Genomic DNA, 18,090 nt, shown 5'->3' on the forward strand with positions numbered 1-18,090 from the left:
AGGCTAACCTAAGTAGATCTTGGGGGTTGCGCAAGAGGGTGTTCGGAGGATGTCGCAGAGGATTAGGTGAGCCTAACCTAATCGGGCCCTACTCCCTCCGAGAGGAAGACCCATGTCCGTACCCAGACCCGGCGGTATCCGCCGACGGTCGTGCCGGTGGGTGTCGGCAGCGGTGCTCGGTGCCGCCGCGTCACTGGCCGTGGTGGCCCCGGCGACGGCGGCGCCGACCGACGTCACCGCAGGAAGCCTCGACTGGGGCTTCAAGAGCTCGTTCCGGGCGTACGTCTCGACCGGTAACGGCAACCCGCCGATCGGGGTCGCCGACGGTGCCACCCGCAACGCGGACGGCACCTTCAAGTTCCCGGTCACCGGCGGCACGTACGACAGCGCCACCGGCGCGACCACCGTCAACTACGGCGGCACGGTCGTGTTCTCGTACCCGTCGCATTTCTTCAAGATCACCCTGGCCAACCCCACCGTGGTGGTGGACGGTGCCGGCGGTTCGTTGCTCGCCGACGTCGACCTCGAGGTCAGCGGCGGCGGGTTCGAGCCGGTGCAGATCGAGCAGGCCGCCATCGCCACCCTCGGCACCGGCGGCGCCAGCCCGACCGTCTCGGGTGACACGGTGAGCTGGAGCAACCTGGCCACCATGCTCACCGAGACCGGGGCCAGTGCCTTCGCCGGCTTCTTCACCGCCGGCACGGCCCTGGACCCGACATCGTTCACCTTCACCACCGGCCCGGGCGGCGGCGGTCCCGCCACCCCGTCGGTGACCGTGGATCCGTCCGCCGCCCTCGACCCCGAGGGGACGTCGGTCACCGTCACCGGCTCCGGGTTCGACCCGGACGCCAACGGCGGCGTCGGCGTCTACGTGGCGTTCGGCCCGAAGGTCGACAACCACTGGACGAACTCCCGCCCGTACAAGCCGGTGAAGTGGGTGCACAAGAACGCCTCGTCGTCCGCGGCGCAGGTCAGGCTCGCCGCCGACGGCACCTTCTCCACCACGTTGGACCTGGTGCCGAGCTACACCGACGGCAACGGCGACACGGTCGACTGCACGGTGACCCAGTGCTACGTGCTGACGTTCGCGGCACACGGCTCCGGCGACCGCAGCCAGGACACCTTCACGCCGGTCACCTTCCGGGGTGCCACCGGTGGGCCGAGCGGCGCCGAGCAGGAGATCACCGCCACGGTGCTCCAGTCCGGCCCGCTGACGCTGACCTCGTCCGGCAGCGCCGTGACGCTGTCGGACGTGCACCCCGGCGGGGTGGCCGACGGTGCGCTCAACGCGGTGACGGTCAGCGACCTGCGCGGCACCAACGCCGGCTGGAACGTGGTCGGTCAGGTGGAGGACTTCACCAGCGCGCTCGGCGGCACCATCGCCGCCGACAACCTCGGCTGGACGCCGAACGCGTCCGTGCTCGCCGACAATCTGGTGGGCTCGGCCGGGGTGGTCACTCCGGGCGGGCAGGCCAACCCGGGTGATGGCACGGGTCTGGGCGGCGCCCGTACCCTGTGCGGCTCCGCGGCCGGCGCCAGCGCCGGCAGCTTCCGGTGCGGTGCCGACCTGGGCCTCGGGGTCCCGGCCGCCACCGGTCCCGGTGACTACACCGCCACCCTGACCCTGACCCTGTCCTGACGCGTGGAAGGGCATCTTGTTGTGCGCAGACCGATGACGAGGTGCCCTTCCCCGCACCTGGTCGCCGTGACCGTGGTCCTCACCGTGCTCGCCACCGTGCTGGCCGGCGGACCGGCCGTCGCCCTCGCCGCGCCGGCCCCCGCGCCGTCGCCGAGCGACGCCGGGTTCACCTGGGCGGTGCAGCCGTCCGGACCGTCCGGCCCCACCGGCCGCAGCTACTTCGTCTACGACGCCGAACCCGGTCAGGTGATCGAGGACCGGGTGGCGCTGACCAACCTGAGCAAGACCACGATGACCTTCGCGGTGTACGGCGCCGACGCCTTCACCACCGACGACGGCGGCTTCGCGCTGCAACCGGCCAGCCGCCCACCGGTCGACGTGGGCGCCTGGACCCGGTTCGCCGAACGCACCTACCGGGTGCCGGCGGGCGAACAGGTTATCGTGCCGTTCCAGGTCGGCGTGCCGGCCAACGCCAGCCCCGGCGACCACGCCGGTGGCGTGGTCGCCTCGATCGCCCAGGTGGCGGAGGGGGGCGGGCAGGTCAGGCTCGACCGTCGCGTGGCCGCCCGGATCTATCTGCGGGTCGCCGGCCCGGTGCGCCCCGGCCTCCAGGTCGAGGCGATGCGGATCGGCTACGACAACCCGATCAACCCGTTCGGCACCGGGCCGGTCGTGGTCAGCTACCGGCTGCGCAACACCGGCAACACCCGACTGACCGGCACCACCCAGGTACGCCTGACCGCGCCGTTCGGTCTCGGGCTGGCCCGCACCGAGCCGGTCACCGTGCCCGAGCTGCTGCCCGGCGCGGCGATCACCGTCACCGAACAGATCAACGGCGTGGTGCCGGCCGGACGGCTGGCCGCCGCCGTGGCCGTCGACCCGGCCACCCCGGACCGGATGCTGCCCACCGTGACCCGCACCGCCGTGACCTGGGCCGTGCCCTGGGTCTGGACGGCGGTGCTGCTCGCCGCCCTCGGCGCGCTGCTGGTCAGCCGGGTGCGGGCGATCCGGCGGCGCCGGTCGACGCCGGCATGAGGTGGCTCGCGTACGGTGTCGCCCTGCTCGCCGGCCTCGCCCTGGCCGGCGCCCCGGCCCCGGACCCACGCGTGGCGGTGGACCGGGCCGAGGCGAAGCCGGGGGAGCAGGTGCTGGTCCGGCTCACCGGCTGGCCCACCGGCACCGTCGTGATCGAGCTGTGCGACGCGGGTACGCCGCCCCGCTGCGCGGTGGACACCTCGGCGCAGATCCACCTGCCCGCCACGGGTACCGGCGGCGCACCGCTGACCGTCGCCGCGCCGCCCGGTGGCTGTCCCTGTCAGGTGCGGGTGCGCACACTGGACGGTCGGCTCTCCGCGACCACGCCGCTGGGCGTGACCGGCGCGATCCGGCGATCCGGCGGCACCGTCCGGCAGACTGGAACCCGCCCCCCGGTCGTCGTCGGGGCGCAGGTCGAACGCGACGGCGGCTGGCCCGCCCTGTTCGGTGCCTCCGTGCAGCGGACCGTGGTGCTGCGGCTGCGCAACGACGAGCCGGTGCCGGTGGCGGTGGCCCTGTCGTTCACCGTCGGTCGGGGACCGGAGCCGACCGGCTTCGTCGCGTCCCCGGACACGCCGGACCTCGCCGCCGGGGAGGAACGCCTCGTGCGGATCCCGATGACCCTGCCGGCACCGGCCGTCGGCGACTACCGGATCCACGGCGAGGTGGTCACCTCCGGCGCGGCCCGCCGGGTGGAGGCGACCACCGACCACCAGCCGTGGGGGCTGGCCGGGCTGTTCGGCTTCGCGCTGCTCGTGCCGGTGGCGGCTGAGCTGCGCCGCCGCCGGTCTTCCGGGCGCTGAACCGCCCACTGCCCGGCCCGCTCCGCCCGCCTCCGGCGCGTCGATCAAGGACTCTGGAGGTGGCCGTCGGCACCGGCCTCAACCTGCCGCACTACCCGGCCGACGTGCAGCTGAGTGGCGTCGACTGGAGTCCCCGTACGGTGCGGCCGCCTCCCACCCGCTGCTGCGCGCCGCGCAGCACGTCGTCGACCTGGTGAGCGTGCCGTTGCAGGGCGAGCACTACACCCGTCGCCCGCTGCACACCCTGCGACAGCTCGACGTCGAGGTGCTCGTCACCGAACGACTCAGCTACGGCGCCATCGAACGCGTGCACGCCCGCCGGGCCTAGCCGGGCACCGAGGGACGGGACCTACCAAACTCGTACCGTTCGCCCTGTTTTGCCGACTCCGGCCAGGGTACCGCGATGCCATCCGGTCCTAATGTTCCAGGAGGTAGTCGCCGAGATGGATGCCCGCAATCCCGCAAAGGTGGTCAAGGAAGCGGTGGAGTCCGCTGCGGAGAAGGTCACCGACACCCTGACGTCAGAGGTGCCCGGCAAGCCCGGTAGCGCCGAGCCGACGGTGCCGGAGCCGACCACGCCGCAGGACCCGCCGCCACCCAAGCCGGAGCAGGGCAGCCCGCAGACCCGTACGCCGACCGGCGCGCGGACCGGTGCTCCGGCCGCTGCCGACGGCCAGCAGGGCGCCTACCTGACCACGGCACACGGGGCGCGGCTGCGCGACACGGACCACTCGCTCAAGGCGGGGCCCCGGGGGCCGGTGCTGCTCCAGGACCACCACCTGCGCGAGAAGCTCACGCACTTCGACCACGAGCGCATCCCGGAGCGGGTCGTGCACGCCCGGGGCGCGGGTGCGCACGGCGTGTTCACCGCGTACGGCGGGGCCGAGGCGGTGACCCGGGCGGGATTCCTCCGCAAGGGCCGTACCACCGACGTTTTCGTCAGGTTCTCCACCGTCCTCGGATCGCGCGGCTCGGCCGACACCGTGCGCGACACCCGGGGCTTCGCGACGAAGTTCTACACCGACGAGGGCACCTTCGACCTCGTCGCCAACAACATGCCGGTCTTCTTCATCCAGGACGCCATCAAGTTCCCCGACATCGTGCACGCCGCCAAGCCGCGTCCGGACCGCGAGATCCCGCAGGCCCAGGCCGCACACGACACGTTCTGGGACTTCGTCTCCCTGCACACCGAGGCGCAGCACCACGTGATCTGGAACATGTCCGACCGGGGCGTCCCGCGCTCGTACCGGACCATGGAGGGCTTCGGGGTGCACACCTTCCGCCTGGTCAACGAGGCGGGGGAGACGGTGCTGGCCAAGTTCCACTGGAAGCCGAAGCTGGGCGTGCACTCGCTGGTCTGGGAGGAGGCCCAGATGCTCGCCGGCATCGACCCGGACTTCCACCGGCGCGACCTGTACGACGCCATCGAGGCGGGCGCCTTCCCGGAGTGGGAACTCGGTCTCCAGATCTTCCCGGACACCCCCGAGGAGACGTTCGCCGGCATCGACCTGCTCGACCCGACGAAGATCGTGCCGGAGGAACTCGCCCCGGTGCAGTTGGTCGGCAGCCTGACGCTGAACCGTACGCCGACGAACTTCTTCGCCGAGGCCGAGCAGGTCGCCTTCCACGTCGGCCACCTGCCGCCCGGCATCGACGTCACCAACGACCCGCTGTTGCAGGGCCGCCTCTTCTCGTACGTCGACACCCAGCTCACCCGTCTGGGCGGGCCGAACTTCGCGCAGATCCCGGTCAACCGGCCGCACGCGGCGGTCAACGACATGCGGCGGGACGGCTTCCACCAGCACGCCGTGCATGCCGGGGTGGCGCCGTACCGGCCGAACTCGCTCGACGGCGGCAACCCCTTCCCGGCCGGCGACGCCGAGAACGCCTTCGTGGACGTGCCGGTACGCGTGGCCGAAGCGCCGAAGGTCCGGGCCAGCCCGGCGTCCTTCGACGACCACTTCAGCCAGGCGCGACTGTTCTGGCTGAGCATGTCCCCGGTGGAGCGGGAGCACATCGTCCGCGCCTACACCTTCGAGCTCGGCAGGTGCTACCACCAGGCGATCAGGGAGCGGCAGCTCCAGTGCCTGGCCAACATCGACCCGGTGCTCTGCGCCCAGGTCGCCGCCGGTCTCGGGCTGCCCGCGCCGGAGCCGACCATGCCGCTGGCCGACGTCACGCCCAGCCCCGCGTTGTCCCAGCTGGGACGGCAGTGGCCGACCGACGGGCGGATGGTGGGCATCGTCGTCGACCCCGACGTCGACCTCGACACCGTCCGCGACGTCCGCCGGGCGATCTTCGCCGCCGACATGGTGCCGCTGTTGATCGCCCCGCACGGCGGCCTGATCGGTGACCTGCCGGCGCAGCGCAGCTTCGCCACCGGTCGGTCGGTCGAACTCGACGCGCTGCTGGTCGCCGCCGCGCCGGCTCCGGCGCCGGACGCGCCACCGGCCCCCGACTCCCAGGTCGGCGCTCCACCGGCCGCCGGCCCGGTGGATCCCCGGGTGCTGCTGATGGTCGAGGAGTGCTGGCGGCACGCCAAGGCGATCGGTGCCTGGGGCTCCGGTGTCGCCGTGCTGGAACAGGCGGGCGTCGGCGGCACGCCCGGCGTCGTCACCGGGGACTCCGGCGAGGACGTCTTCGCGGGGGTGCACCGGCTGGTGGCCGACCACCGGGCCTGGGACCGGCTCTCCGCCTCGGTCGGCTGACCCACCGATCTGCCCCGGGACGGTCCGTCGCGCGGCGGCGGACCGCCCCCGCATCCGTGCACTGTCGGTCGCGCCCGTGCACTCACAGCCCTCCCCGGCCCCGTCGGGCCAGCGCCCTGGCGGCGCTGCCGCTGCGCACCGACTTCCACGAGTTCCCCGGGCGCTCACACCGGACGTGTGCGGAGCCCGGCTGGGAGCAGGTCGCCGACTACGCCCTCGACTGGGCCCAGCGCCACGCGGTCTGAGCCGGTGGGCTCCCGCCGGTACGCCGTCGGGAGCCCACGTCGGCTCACCCGGCGACCAGCATGCCGACGTCCACCCCCAGCTCCGGTGCGCAGTGCAGCAGGAACGCGGGCCACACGCTGCCGGTCCGCGCCCAGATCCACCCGAGCGCCAACCCCATCACCGTCGCGAAGAGGCCACCGGCGACGTTGAACCCCCAGACGCCGTCGAGGTCGACGAGGAGGCCGTGCCCGGCACCGAAGACCACACTGGTGAGGACGACGCCCCAGCCGACCGGCGCACCGAGCACGACCCAGGGAGTGCCGAAGGCACGGTCGAGCACCGCGAGCATCGCCGCGCGCCAGATCAGCTCCTCGGTCAGGTTCGGGATCGTGGCGTTGTAGGCCACCTGTTCGGCGCCCACCGCCGTGGCGGCCGACGGATCCAGCGCGACCGCCAGCGCGGTGAGCCCGACGAAACCCCCGAAGACGACGGCGATGGTGAGCAGCGCCGGCCGGGCCGAGCCGGGCGTGATACTCAGCCGCAGGCCCGCCTCGGCGCGCGCCCACCGGTGCAACATGCCGAACAGGACGGCCAGCCAGACCAGGTCGAGCACCTTGCCCTGCCAATGCCGATCGAGCGCGTCGAACACCGGCAGCGGCGCCATCCGCCCGGAGACTGCGGTGAGCAGCACGAGGTAGGCCACCACGGCGACCGCGAGCCAGGTGCCGGGTGACCCCGCGACCTGCCGCGCCGCTGCGGTGCCCCGCCGTGCCGCCGTGACCAGGATGAGGACCAGCAGCGTCACGAGCAGTGTGACAATCAAGGTCAGGGCCCAGGCCGTCGCCACCGCGACACTCCGGGTGGCCTCACCCAGCCCGTCGGGAACGATCCACGCGTACGCGACGAAGACCACCGCGAGCGGAACCAGCACGGGTACCACCCACCGGCCCGTCTCCGTCGGTCGCACCAGTCGCCCGACGTCCCCCGAGTCCGTCCCCAAGATCCTCATGCAAGCCGACGTTACCCTGCGCCCGCCAGTCGACCCGGCGGGGCGAGGCTCCTGTGCTCGGCCCCTGTCGACCTGACAGCACAGACGGATCGCACCCGCACCCCTTGCGCCAGTTCGCTGAATCGTGTGTCGTCGTCAGCGGACCATCGGGGGCTGGAAAGACGACACTCGCGCACCTTCTCGCCGGGAGGATCGGTTGCCCAGCGATCTGCCGGGACGAGATCAAGGAGGGCATGGTCCATGCGGCCGCCGACGGCAGGACGAGAAAGCTGTCCGTCGTGCCCTCGGCGACCATCAGACCCATGCCGTCGGCCACCACGGCTTTCGGCCCGTCCGGCTCGACGTGCCCGAGATCGAGTTGGACACCAGCGACGGCTATCGCCCTCGCCTCGACGAGATCGTTGCCTTCGTGAACGCCGGGCGATGAGCCACCGATGGAGCCACAACTTGCCCCCGTCCGCGCCGTCGTGACGGTGCACGTCTCATCGTGGCGGTGTAGCTGTTCGCACGTCGGCGTGTCGCCCAGCCACACTGCCACGATTAGGGGAATCATGTCGCGCTTCCTGTCATTCGCGAGGTCGTACCAGACGGGTGGTTCGACCAGCCCTTGGGGCGGTTCTCTGACGGGGAGACGCTGCCAGTGGTCGGCGGGAGACCGCCCGGGTGCTGCCCGGGCGGTCTGCGTCGTCGGTGCTGGTGCGTTCACGCGTTCTGTAGCGCCTGGTGCAGGCGGCGGGCCTCGGTGACCAGTCGGCTGGAACCACCTCGGGCGGCCACCTCGGCGAGGCCGGGGACGTCGAGGCGTACCCCGGTGGCGGTGGCGGTCTCGCTGGCCAGGGTCAGCACGTCGATGGTGCCGCGTGGGGCGGTCGGCGGGGTGAGCAGTGCGGGCAGCGTGGCGGCCAGCAGTCGCCAGACGGTCAGTGGTACGCCGGCCTGGGCGGCGTCGCGCAGTGGCTCGACGGCCCGCGACAGTTTGACACGGTCCCTGGTGACCAGCGCGCCGAGTGCCGTGCCGGTGCCCGCCGCGTCGAGCTGGCCGGCGGCGGCGAGGGTGAGCAGGGCGTCCAGGGTGGCCACCCGGTCGGGGGCGTGCCGGGCGCCGAGGCCGTACGCCACCGCCAGGTCGAGGGCGATCCCGCCGGGTCCGGTGATCTCGGCGAGCAGCGGCAGCACCGCCGTACCGTCGCGCTGGTCCAGGTCGGCGGTGTTGGCGACGAGGGGGAGCACGGAGGCGGCGACGACGCCCCGGTGACCGGGCAACAGCGAGGGCCACAGGTTCACCCAGCCGAAGTGCTCCACGCCGATCGAGGTCGGGTGCAGGGTGAGCAGCCCGTCGGGGTCGGCGTGACCGTCGGGCGGGCTCAGCTCGACCAGCAGCCGCTCCGGCGGCATGTACGGATGGTCCCAGCTGTACCGGCCCTGCCGCTTGCGGTGCAGGGTGCTCTGCCGCATCACCGGTTGCGGCAGTCCACCGTCGCGCAACCAGGTGGCGAGGCGGTCACCGGCCGGGGTGCCCAACGCCGCCGCCGTGCCGGCGACCGCCTCGTCAGCGTCGGTCGGCAACCGCAGCAACGCCTGGGTCAGATCCCAGTGCCCGGGTGTACGCGCACCGAGCGCCGCGAGTCGTTCCACAAGCGCCAACGGGTCGATGGTGCCGTTGGCGGCGGTGGGCAGGGCCAGCAGTCCGGTATTCCCCGGGTCGTTGACGTGCACGCCGATCTCGGCTAGCCGGGCGCGCAGCAGCCGGTGCACCGGGGGCACCCGGGGGTTCGTGCCGACCAGCTCCGGTGCCGACGGTTCGCTGCGGCGGACCGCGTCGAGCAGCGCCTGCCACCGGGAACGGGGGCGGGCGGGTTGCTCGACCCCGGCGCTTTTGAGCACGTCGACAAGCACCTCGCAGAGGCAGAGCGGGTCGTACTGGTGTTCGTTCGCCCACGACCAGTGCCGGCGTTCGATCACCGGGGCGAGGGCGGCGTGCACCCGGGGACCGTCGGTGGCGGTGAGTCGGACCATCCCGTCGAGGATCCGCTCCAGCGGAGTGCCCTGGTATCGGGTGCCGAGCAGCGCGGCGACCTCCTCGGCCAGCTCGTCGACGTCGGTGATCGGCGCGGGGGCCGGTGCGGACGGTGCCGGGGCGGGCAGGTCGTCGCCGCGCGGACCGGTGCGGGCAGGGCCGAGGTCGGGTGGCTCCGGCACCACGCCGTGACGGGCGGCCAGAGCGGCGGCGCGGTCGCGCAGCTCGACGGCGGGGTGGTCGGCACCGAGTGCGATCACCTCGGCGATCTCGGTGGCCCGGTCGGGGTGCTGGCGGGCCAGCTTGTCGAGCCAGGTGAGCTGGGTGCGGACCAGCGCCTTGTCGGGCCGGGTGAGCACCTGGCGGGAGGCGTCGAGGACTGACTCCAGCTCCAGGTCGGGCACCTGACGCAGCGCCTTCTGCGCCATGGTGGCCACCGGCGCGGGCGCGTCGGTGAGCAGGCGCAGGTGGTCGGTGGCGCGGGCGGCGATCTCGGCGCTGCTCAGCGCGAGCAGGCCGAGCAGGGTGGTGAAGGCGCGCAGCGCGGTCGGCCGGTCACCGCGCAGCAGGCGGCCGAGCGCACCGTCGACGAGTGCCGTCCGTTCGACCACCCCTTCGGCGCCGAGCTGGGCCAGCGCGGTCAGCAGGGCGTGCCGCTTCGGCTCGTCCCAGCTCTTCCAGTGCACGTCGAACATCATCTGCGTGCCGATGCCGTCCGCCTCGAACAACCGGGGCAGCATGGCCGGCAGGAACGGGTCGTCGCGGATCCGGTCCGCCACCGGGGTCGGGGCGCCTCGGCGACCTCGGTCGGGGAACTGCACGGCGGTCAGCCACAGCTGCACCGAGCGGTCGTCGGTGGGCGGCGGCGACCCCTCGACCCGCAACACCTCGGCGACGAACAGCCAGTCGTCGACCCAGGTGCGTTGGCCGAACCGCGCGGCCACCCGGTATGCCAGGTCACCGAGCCAGGTGACGCCGCGTTCCTGCGCGACGGCGAGGACCAGCCTGGCGGCCCGGGTGCCGTCCACCGGCACCGAGGCGCGCCCGATGATCGCGGCGGCCTGGGCGGCGGTCGGCAGGCAACCGACGACGGCGACCGCGAGCGCGGTGCCCGACCCCGTGGTCCACCACGTCTCCTTGTCCCGCTTCTTGAACCAGGCGGTCAGCTCCACGCCGATCTCGCGGCGGCGCGGCTCGGGCAGCCCGGTCAGCGCCTCCGCGACCTGCTCGGCGGAGCCGTTGCCGACCAGGTCGAACAGGTCGCTGGTGCCGCCTTCTGCCAACTCCTGCCGACGGCGCGGCATGCTCTTGATGATGTCGACCCGCGTAGGGCGCCTCACACCCGCTCCTCGACCCGGTTGGTGACCATCATGCGGGCGGCCAGGGCGTGCCGGCACGGCCCCCGTTGCCCCCGGTGCTTGGCCCACCAGGGGCAGGTGCAGGTGAGCGCGCCGTCGGGCAGCAGCCGGACCCGGTAGATCTGGTCGCCGCTGCGGATGGTGGCCGACGCCCCGTCCGCCTGCACCGCGCCGGCGTCGAGCAGCGCCCGTGCGCCGACCAGCCGGGGGTTGTCGCGCTCGGCCCGGCCCGCGTCGTACGGCATGACCCGGTGGAAGTATGCCGCCTCGGAGACGTCGTAACCGACCCGACCGGCGGTGCCGAGCTGCGCCAGCGCGCCCCGGACCCGGTCGGCGTCGATACCCGCCTCGCCTGCCAGCCGGTCCACGTCGACGGTCGGATCCCAGGACAGCAGCGCGGAGACCAGCTCGGCGTCGTCGACCACGTCGTCACCGGCCAGTGCGGTCAGCGCCGCGCCCTCGCCGGAGAAGCCACGGTAGGGCTCGGGGGAGAGGGTCAGCGAGAGCCGCAGCGCCCCGGTGTCCAGCTCCCACACGCTGGGTAGCGGCGCGGAACCGGCGCGCACCGTCGGGCCGTACACCCGGAGGGTCTTCGCGAAGCGCAGCATCGGGTGCAGCGCGACCAACCGGCTCGGCCCGGCCAGGCAGGCCGCCCCGGGGACCGGACGCGAGGTCAACCGCAACGACCGGCCGGCGGGCACCACCCAGAGCACCGAACGGCTGCCGCCCTTGGGCAGTCGCCGCAGGAACGTGGCGGCCTCGGCCGCCGACAGTTCCGCGCGGGGCTCGAAGCGGGCGGCGAGCACCTGCACCTCGGCGAAGCCACGCAGCCAGCGCACCGGCAGTGGGACCTTCTTCTCGACCACCTCGCCGTTCATCGTCGACACGGTCAGGTCGTCGGGGCCGACCGACATGTGCAGCGGATCCAGCCCGCCGACCCGGGACAGCGCCTCCCGCAGCGGCGTGTTGACGTCCACGTTGGTGGTGCCGTGCTCGACCACGTCACCGTCGAGGCCCTCGGGCAGCGCGTCGAGGCGGGCGTACACGCCGCAGCAGCCGGAGAAGGACTCGAAACGAAGCCGGTCGCGGCTGCCGGTGACCACCGGGTCGAGGCTGGCCGGGTCGACCGGCCGGTGGTAGCGGGTGCGGGCCACCTCGGCCACCGCCAGCAGGCCGACCGCCGCCGCCTGCGGCGTGGTCAGGAAACCACGGAAGAAACGGGGATTCGGGGTGGGCCCGCCGCTGGTCTGGAGGGCGAGCGCGCCGCCGCCGAGCGCGGAGGGGGCGAGGTACCGGTACGTCTGCACTGCGTTCACGCCGTCGGACGGTAGAGCACGCCCCTGACACGAGTCGGTGCGCGCTCGTTTCGTCACCGGTGGCCGGTCGCGTCCGCCCATGTACACGACCCAGGTCACCGCGCACGTCGCGGCACCACGCTCGGCGGTCAGTGGACCGCGACGGCCAGCGGCTCCGCGTCGGGCTCCGGAGCGTCGAGCTGGGCCGGCCGCACCACGAGGTGCAGCACGACCAGCGCCGACGCCATGCCACCGGCCACCACCAGGGCCATCGCCACCGCACCGTTGCCGAGGACCCCGACCATCGGCGCGGCCACCGCGCCGATGCCGAACTGCACCGAGCCGAGCAGCGCGGAGGCGGTGCCGGCGGCCTCGCCGTGCCGGGTCAGCGCCACCGCCGGGGCGTTCGGCAGCGCCAGACCGGCGGCCGCGAGCACCACCCACAGCGCCGCGAGCAGCGCCGGCAGGCCACCGAGCCCGGTCGCGGCGATACCGAGCAGCACCAGACCGGCGACGGTGCCGACCAGCAGGGCGCTGGCCAGGATCCGTTGCGGCGAGTAGCGGCGCAGCAGGCGTACGTTGGCCTGGGTGGCCGCGATCAGACCGATAGCGCCCGCGCCGAAGGCGAACCCGAACTGCTGCTCGTCGAGGTCGTGCTGCTCCTGCAGGACGAACGAGGAGCCGCTGACGTAGGCGAAGATCGACGCCATCGCCAGCCCGGCCACGAGCACCAGCCCGACGAAGGGCCGGTCGCGCAGCAGCGAGCGGTAGAGGCGGGCGGTGGACACCACGCCACCGCGCTGGCGGCGGGCCGGCGGCAACGTCTCCCGCAGACCGAACACGGCGACCAGCATCAGCAGGACGCCGAAGACCGCCAGCGCCGCGAACACCCCCCGCCACTGGGTCCAGCGCAGCAGTTCGCTGCCGAGGGTCGGCGCGAGGACCGGGGCGGCACCCATCACCAGCAGCAGGCGGGACAGCACCTGCGCGAAGGCCGTACCGCTGAACAGGTCACGGACCACGGCCATGGCGATCACGGCGGCGGCCGCGGCGCCGAGGCCCTGGACGACCCGAAGCGCGCCGAGCACGGCGATGCTCGGCGCGAGCGCGCACAGCACGGAGGCGACCACGTGCAGCGCGGTGCCAGCGATCAGCGGCTTGCGCCGACCGACGGCGTCGGAGAGCGGACCGATCAGCAACTGGCCCAGCGCGAGGCCGACCAGCGTGCCGGTGAGGGTCAACTGGACCGCCGCCGAGCTGGTGGCGAAGTCGTCGCCGATCGCCGGCAGCGCCGGCAGGTACATGTCGATGGTCAGCGGCCCCACCGCGATCAGTGAGCCGAGGACGAGGATGAGCCGGAGGCGTTGCCGGGGGCTCATCAGGTCGCCCGGCATCAGCGCGCCCGGCGGCGGGGCGCTCATCGGGCGACCTCCGGCCGGTCCGGACGCTGAGCAGGCAGTGGTGCAGCGGTCATAACTGGCTCCACCCCGCGACCGGCGAGCTGATTCCCGGTCGGCGTATTGGTAACGCAGCTCACAGCCGGTCGGGCGCCGGTGGACCCCCGGCCGACGGGTGCCGAGGCCAGGTCGCCCCGGCCGGCCGCCTTCGACCACGCCGACCAGGTGCCGGAGGTCAGCGAGTACGCGCTGGTGCGGACCGTGCCGGTGATGACATCGCCGACTCCAGAATGGACGGTGGCGGAAGCATGCCGCCGTCAGGCGGCTCGGATGAGGTCTGCGGCGCGCCACGCCAGCGCCATCACCGGCGCGTTCAGATAGCCGCTGACCAGGGTCGGCAGCACCGAGGCGTCCACGACCCGCAGGCCCGTCACGCCCCGGACCCGCAGCTGCGGATCCACCACGAAGTCGTCGTCGGGACCCATCGCGCAGGTGCCGACCGCGTGGTACCCGCAGTACCCGAGCGCCAGCCCCGCCTGGATGATCTCGTCGTCCTCGCGGACCGCCGGGCCGGGCAGCGTCTCGACGGAGATGCGCTTGGCGATCGGCCCGGTGGTGAACAGTTCCCGGGTCCGCCGGAAGGCGTCGACCGCCACCCGGCGGTCGTGCGCCGCGTCGAAGTAGCCGGCGACGATCCGGGGCGGCGAACCCGGGTCGGCGGAGGTGATGGCGAGGCTGCCCTCGCTCTCCGGCCGGGTCACCGTGACCTGCGCCATCAACCCCGACTCGGCCTCCAGCTCCAGCGCGCGTCCCGGCCGTCGAGGTGCCGCCGAGAAGGGCGCGACCAGCAACTGCGCGTCCGGGTGCCCGGCGGTCGGCGTGGCGCGGATGTACGCACCGACGTCGAACACCGGCAGGGCCAGTAGTCCCCGCCGGGTCAGCAGGTAGCGCAGCAGCTCCCGGCCCTGCCCGAGCGGCCCGCTCAGACGCGGGTTGTAGCCGACCCGTCCGGCCAGCCGGAACTGGATCGGGGTGGTCCGGTGCTCCCGCATCCCGGCACCGACCCGGGGCCGGTCGAGCAGCACGTCGACCCCGGCCCGGCGCAGCACCTCGGCCGGACCGATCCCGGAGACCTGCAACAACTGTGGGGTGGCGATCGCCCCGGCGGCGAGGACCACCTCCGCCCGGGCCCGGAAGTCGACCGGCTGCCCGCCCCGGAGGGCGTGTACGCCGACGGCGCGACCGTTCTCCACGAGAACGCGGCGGACGACCGTGTTCACCGCGACGTGCAGGTTGGGTCGGTGCCGGACCGGGTGCAGGAAGGCGTCGGCGGCGCTGCTGCGGCGGCCGTCGCGGATGGTGGCCATCAGGTAGCCGATCCGCTCGTCATCACCGGCGTTCAGGTCGTCCGTCCGGCGCCAGCCGAGTTCCTCCCCGGCCGCGATGGTCTCCTCGCAGATCTCGTCGGTGCCGGTGGCGGTGGACAGTCGCAGCGGGCCGCCGGTGCCGCGTACGTCGGAGGCGCCGAGCGGGTTGTCCTCCAGCCGCTTGAAGATCGGCAGCATGGTGTCCCAGCCCCAGCCGGGGTTGCCGAGGCGTACCAGCTCGTCGTAGTCGAGCCGGTCGCCACGGGCGTACACCATGCCGTTGATCGAGCTGGACCCGCCGACCAGCCGTCCGCGCTGCCAGACCTCCTGCCCGCCGGAGGGCACCTCGGCGGAGTAGTGCCACGCGGTGCGCCGGTCGTCCATCAGCCGGCTGAAGCCCTTGGGGATGCGCACCCACGGGCTGCCGTCCCATCCGCCGGCCTCGATCACCAGCACCCGGACGTCGGGATCCTCGGTCAGGCGGTTGGCCAGCACGCAGCCGGCCGAGCCCGCGCCGACCACCAGGTAGTCGTACACGGTCATGGGGAAAACCCTCCGGTTCGACGGCCCGGCAGGGACCTACCGTATTGCGTCGGTCACGCAGAAGGAAGAAGTGGGCGATCCGTGCCAGAAATCTTTACGCGGAGTAATCAGAGGTTGCCGTGAAGCCCGCCCGGCGACCGGTCTGCTGACACGTCGACGGGAGGTGCACAGTGGACGCGAATCCACGCCGCCACCACATCCTCGCCGTGACGCGTCGTCAGGGTGACGTCGACGTGCGGAACCTCGCCGCCGAGCTGAGCGTCGCGCCGGAGACCATCCGCCGCGACCTCAGCCTGCTGGCGCAGCAGGGCCTGGTCCGCCGCACGCACGGCGGCGCCTACCTGGGCTGTTCGGCGAGCGGGGCCGCGGCCGACGGGCTGGACCGGCCGCGTGGCGCGTCCTACCGACTCAGCGCGAACGCCAGCACGATCGCGGCGACGAGCGCCACCACGGCCAGCACCAGGGCGGTGATCTTCGCCGCGCTGTACGGGCGCTCACCGATCACCTCGCCGGTGCGGGCGTTGACCAGGATCTGGTACGACCGGCCGGCGTGCAGGTAGGCGGCGATCCAGACCGGCAACAGCATCAGCTTGTACGTCACGTCCGAGTAGCTGGTGTCGACGGAGTCGACGCGCTGTTCGTCGCCGCCGATGTCGCGGCGGCAGTCGCCGGCGATCACCGGTGCCATCCGGGCCTTCGCCGTGGTCAGCCCCGCCTCGGGCTCGGTGTCGTAGCGCAGCGCGTGATAGCCGGCCAGGTAGTCCCCGTGGTACGCGACCGCCTCGGTCAGCGGCCACGGGGCCAGCCGGTCCAGCTGCTGCTCCGGCAGGTACCGGGTGGCCGGGACCAGCACGTCGTCGAAGTCCCGCCGGACGGTGCCGCCGGCCGGATACCATCGGGTGCGGCGTACCTGCCGGGTCCGCATCTCCGCCTTGCCGTCGACGATCACCGTGTAGTTCTCGGTGACCCAGTAGTGCTGGCCGCGCTGCCCCCGGTACTGCGACACGGTCCGCGCGTCGAACGTCCAGTGCGGCAGGTAGGTGCCCTTGAGCGTCTCCGCCTCGCTGACCTTCTTGAGGCTGTTCGGCGCGAACCAGCGGCTGCGGCACCAGGTGCCCAGGGCGGTCCGCACACCGCTGCGGTCCACCGCGAACGGCAGCACCCCCTCCGGGGCGATGAGGCTGCCCGTCGCCTGGTCGGCCACCAGCGGCGCGGCGCAGAACTGGCACCGCTTCGCCAGCGCGTTGCTCTCGGTGCGGGCGCCGCAGCCGGGGCAGACGAAACTGTGCGCGCCGACCTGCGCCACCGGCTTGCGCGGCAGCGTGGCCAACTGGGCGTACGCGTGCTCGCGTACCTCCCGGCCGGCCCCGGCGATCTCCTGCTGGCGCCCGCAGTACGGGCAGCGCAGCACCGCCGCGCCCGGCGCGTACTCCACCCGGGCCCCGCAGCCGCCGCAACCGAACGTCGGCGGGGGAACGGTCGCGCCGTTCATCGCGGGGGCAGCGGCGGCGGGACGCTGGCCAGCACCGAGGCGAGCTCGGGAAGCTGCCCGGCGGGCTGCCACTGAGCCATGCCGGCCCGCCAGGCCAGCGTGTCCGGGCCCAGCGTGCCGGCGGCCACCTGGGTGGCCAGCCCACCGAGGTCGAACGGGCCCTGCCGCTGCCCGGCGACTCCGATGAACCACTGGGTCTGGGGCGGCAGCGGCGGCGGCTCGGCGCTCGGCGGCGGTGTCGGGGCGTGCGCCGCCGGTGCGTGGTGTGCGGGCGCGGCCTCGCCGGACATCGTGCGGGCCATCTGTTGCCCCATGGCCATGCCCATCCCGAGTCCGACGCCGGCACCCGCCTCGCCGCCCGGGTTCCTGGCCGCCTCCTCCAGCGCGGTGGCCGCCTGGAACTGGGTGAACCGGTTCAAGTCGCCGACCGCGCCCATGCTGGTCCGCTTGTCCAGCGCCCGCTCCACCTCCGGCGGCACGGAGATGTTCTCGATGACGAACGTGGGGATCGCGATACCGACCTCGGCCAGCTCCGCGGTCAGCACCCCGGCCAACCGTCGGCCGATGGCGTCCTGGTGGGCGGCCAGGTCCAGCAGCGGCACCCCGGCCGTGGCGAGCGCCCCGCCGAGCCGCCCCACGATGAGCTGCCGCAGGTACTCCTGCACCTCCTCGGTGCGGAACTGCGGGTCCGTGCCGACCAGCTCCCGCAGCAGTCGCTGCGCGTCCACCACCCGCGCCGCGTACGCGCCGAACGCGCGCAGCCGGACCACGCCGAACTCGGCGTCCCGCAGGATCACCGGGTTCTGGGTGCCCCACTTCATCTCGGTGAACTGCCGGGTGTTGACGAAGTACACCTCGGCCTTGAACGGCGAGTTGAAGCCGTACTTCCAGCCCTTGAGGGTGGACAGGATGGGCAGGTTACGGGTCTCCAGGGTGTAGGTGCCGGGCGGGAAGGCGTCGGCGATCTGCCCCTCGTTGACGAACACCGCCGTCTGCGACTCGCGCACGACCAGCTTGGCGCCCATCTTGATCTCGTTCTGGTACCGGGGGAAGCGCCAGACGATCGTGTCCCGGCTGTCGTCCAGCCACTCCACAATGTCGATGAACTCGCCCCGGAGCCGGTCCATCAGCCCCATCGCGCCTCTTCCTGTCGGTCCCGTGATGATCAGCGTTGCGGGCGACCGTACCAACCGGCGACCAGC

The 18,090-nt window shown here is 73.2% G+C and carries 14 protein-coding genes and 1 pseudogene; 8 read left to right on the top strand and 7 right to left on the bottom strand.

The features are described 5' to 3' along the window. The first annotated feature begins 112 nt into the window (after window positions 1-112). From ID554_RS26950 to ID554_RS26970, 6 genes are all read left to right on the top strand, one after another. Window positions 113-1,639, top strand: a complete 1,527-nt coding sequence (locus ID554_RS26950) for an HtaA domain-containing protein (RefSeq protein WP_117228887.1) — start codon at window positions 113-115, stop codon at window positions 1,637-1,639. Window positions 1,640-1,672: 33 nt separating this feature from the next. Then, window positions 1,673-2,674: a WxL protein peptidoglycan domain-containing protein gene (locus ID554_RS26955; protein ID WP_117228888.1), complete on the top strand. Its 1,002-nt coding sequence runs from the start codon at window positions 1,673-1,675 to the stop codon at window positions 2,672-2,674. Then, window positions 2,671-3,477: a hypothetical protein gene (locus ID554_RS26960; RefSeq protein WP_117228889.1), complete on the top strand. Its 807-nt coding sequence runs from the start codon at window positions 2,671-2,673 to the stop codon at window positions 3,475-3,477. The genes ID554_RS26955 and ID554_RS26960 overlap by 4 nt, the downstream gene beginning before the upstream one ends. 59 nt (window positions 3,478-3,536) lie before the next feature. Further along, window positions 3,537-3,674 (top strand): hypothetical protein, encoded by a 138-nt coding sequence (locus tag ID554_RS32080; RefSeq protein WP_199489239.1) that lies wholly within the window; start codon window positions 3,537-3,539, stop codon window positions 3,672-3,674. Continuing rightward, entirely contained in the window at window positions 3,671-3,805 is a 135-nt protein-coding gene (locus ID554_RS32565; protein ID WP_263407309.1) for a hypothetical protein, read from the top strand. Before ID554_RS32080 ends, ID554_RS32565 begins: the two co-directional genes overlap by 4 nt. Before the next feature lie 115 nt (window positions 3,806-3,920). Continuing rightward, a complete protein-coding gene (locus ID554_RS26970; RefSeq protein WP_117228930.1) occupies window positions 3,921-6,185 on the top strand; it encodes a catalase in 2,265 nt (754 codons plus the stop codon). A gap of 289 nt (window positions 6,186-6,474) precedes the next feature. On the opposite strand, the gene ID554_RS26975 is transcribed toward ID554_RS26970, so the two are convergent. Next, window positions 6,475-7,341, bottom strand: coding sequence for a CPBP family intramembrane glutamic endopeptidase (locus ID554_RS26975; RefSeq protein WP_158573772.1), 867 nt, complete (start codon window positions 7,339-7,341; stop codon window positions 6,475-6,477). Window positions 7,342-7,615: 274 nt separating this feature from the next. On the opposite strand from ID554_RS26975, the gene ID554_RS26980 reads away from it, so the two are divergent. Next, on the top strand, window positions 7,616-7,846 hold the full coding sequence (locus tag ID554_RS26980) for a hypothetical protein (protein ID WP_223884274.1): 231 nt from the start codon (window positions 7,616-7,618) through the stop codon (window positions 7,844-7,846). 275 nt (window positions 7,847-8,121) lie between these two features. Here the strand turns inward: ID554_RS26980 and ID554_RS26985 are convergent, their stop codons facing one another. The 4 genes from ID554_RS26985 to ID554_RS27000 all read right to left on the bottom strand — a co-directional run bounded on the left by ID554_RS26985 (window position 8,122) and on the right by ID554_RS27000 (window position 15,396). Further along, on the bottom strand, window positions 8,122-10,776 hold the full coding sequence (locus ID554_RS26985; RefSeq protein ID WP_223884275.1) for a DUF6493 family protein: 2,655 nt from the start codon (window positions 10,774-10,776) through the stop codon (window positions 8,122-8,124). Then, window positions 10,773-12,110, bottom strand: a complete 1,338-nt coding sequence (locus ID554_RS26990; protein WP_117228891.1) for an SWIM zinc finger family protein — start codon at window positions 12,108-12,110, stop codon at window positions 10,773-10,775. Before ID554_RS26990 ends, ID554_RS26985 begins: the two co-directional genes overlap by 4 nt. A gap of 128 nt (window positions 12,111-12,238) precedes the next feature. Next, window positions 12,239-13,468: a multidrug effflux MFS transporter gene (locus ID554_RS26995; RefSeq protein WP_117228932.1), complete on the bottom strand. Its 1,230-nt coding sequence runs from the start codon at window positions 13,466-13,468 to the stop codon at window positions 12,239-12,241. Between the two features lie 335 nt (window positions 13,469-13,803). Then, window positions 13,804-15,396 carry a GMC family oxidoreductase gene (locus ID554_RS27000; RefSeq protein ID WP_117228892.1) on the bottom strand — a complete coding sequence of 531 codons (1,593 nt, stop codon included), beginning with the start codon at window positions 15,394-15,396 and terminating at the stop codon, window positions 13,804-13,806. A gap of 233 nt (window positions 15,397-15,629) precedes the next feature. Between ID554_RS27000 and ID554_RS32570 the strand changes: the two are divergent. Continuing rightward, a pseudogene (locus ID554_RS32570) lies at window positions 15,630-15,677 on the top strand (hypothetical protein); the annotation flags it as partial. Window positions 15,678-15,796: 119 nt separating this feature from the next. Here the strand turns inward: ID554_RS32570 and ID554_RS27010 are convergent. Then, window positions 15,797-16,888 carry a hypothetical protein gene (locus ID554_RS27010; protein ID WP_117228893.1) on the bottom strand — a complete coding sequence of 364 codons (1,092 nt, stop codon included), beginning with the start codon at window positions 16,886-16,888 and terminating at the stop codon, window positions 15,797-15,799. After that, window positions 16,885-18,024 (bottom strand): SPFH domain-containing protein, encoded by a 1,140-nt coding sequence (locus tag ID554_RS27015; protein WP_117228894.1) that lies wholly within the window; start codon window positions 18,022-18,024, stop codon window positions 16,885-16,887. The genes ID554_RS27010 and ID554_RS27015 overlap by 4 nt, the downstream gene beginning before the upstream one ends. Window positions 18,025-18,090 lie beyond the last annotated feature (66 nt).

Source organism: Micromonospora craniellae, assembly GCF_014764405.1.
Classification (GTDB): domain Bacteria; phylum Actinomycetota; class Actinomycetes; order Mycobacteriales; family Micromonosporaceae; genus Micromonospora; species Micromonospora craniellae.

What these genes read in the sequence shown, in the direction of transcription:
- ID554_RS26950 (WP_117228887.1), top strand. Translation starts at nt 113, where the DNA reads ATGTCCGTACCCAGACCCGGCGGTATCCGCCGACGGTCGTGCCGGTGG.
- ID554_RS26955 (WP_117228888.1), top strand. Translation starts at nt 1,673, where the DNA reads ATGACGAGGTGCCCTTCCCCGCACCTGGTCGCCGTGACCGTGGTCCTC.
- ID554_RS26960 (WP_117228889.1), top strand. Translation starts at nt 2,671, where the DNA reads ATGAGGTGGCTCGCGTACGGTGTCGCCCTGCTCGCCGGCCTCGCCCTG.
- ID554_RS26970 (WP_117228930.1), top strand. Translation starts at nt 3,921, where the DNA reads ATGGATGCCCGCAATCCCGCAAAGGTGGTCAAGGAAGCGGTGGAGTCC.
- ID554_RS26995 (WP_117228932.1), bottom strand. Translation starts at nt 13,468, where the DNA reads ATGAGCCCCCGGCAACGCCTCCGGCTCATCCTCGTCCTCGGCTCACTG.
- ID554_RS27000 (WP_117228892.1), bottom strand. Translation starts at nt 15,396, where the DNA reads ATGACCGTGTACGACTACCTGGTGGTCGGCGCGGGCTCGGCCGGCTGC.
- ID554_RS27010 (WP_117228893.1), bottom strand. Translation starts at nt 16,888, where the DNA reads ATGAACGGCGCGACCGTTCCCCCGCCGACGTTCGGTTGCGGCGGCTGC.
- ID554_RS27015 (WP_117228894.1), bottom strand. Translation starts at nt 18,024, where the DNA reads ATGGGGCTGATGGACCGGCTCCGGGGCGAGTTCATCGACATTGTGGAG.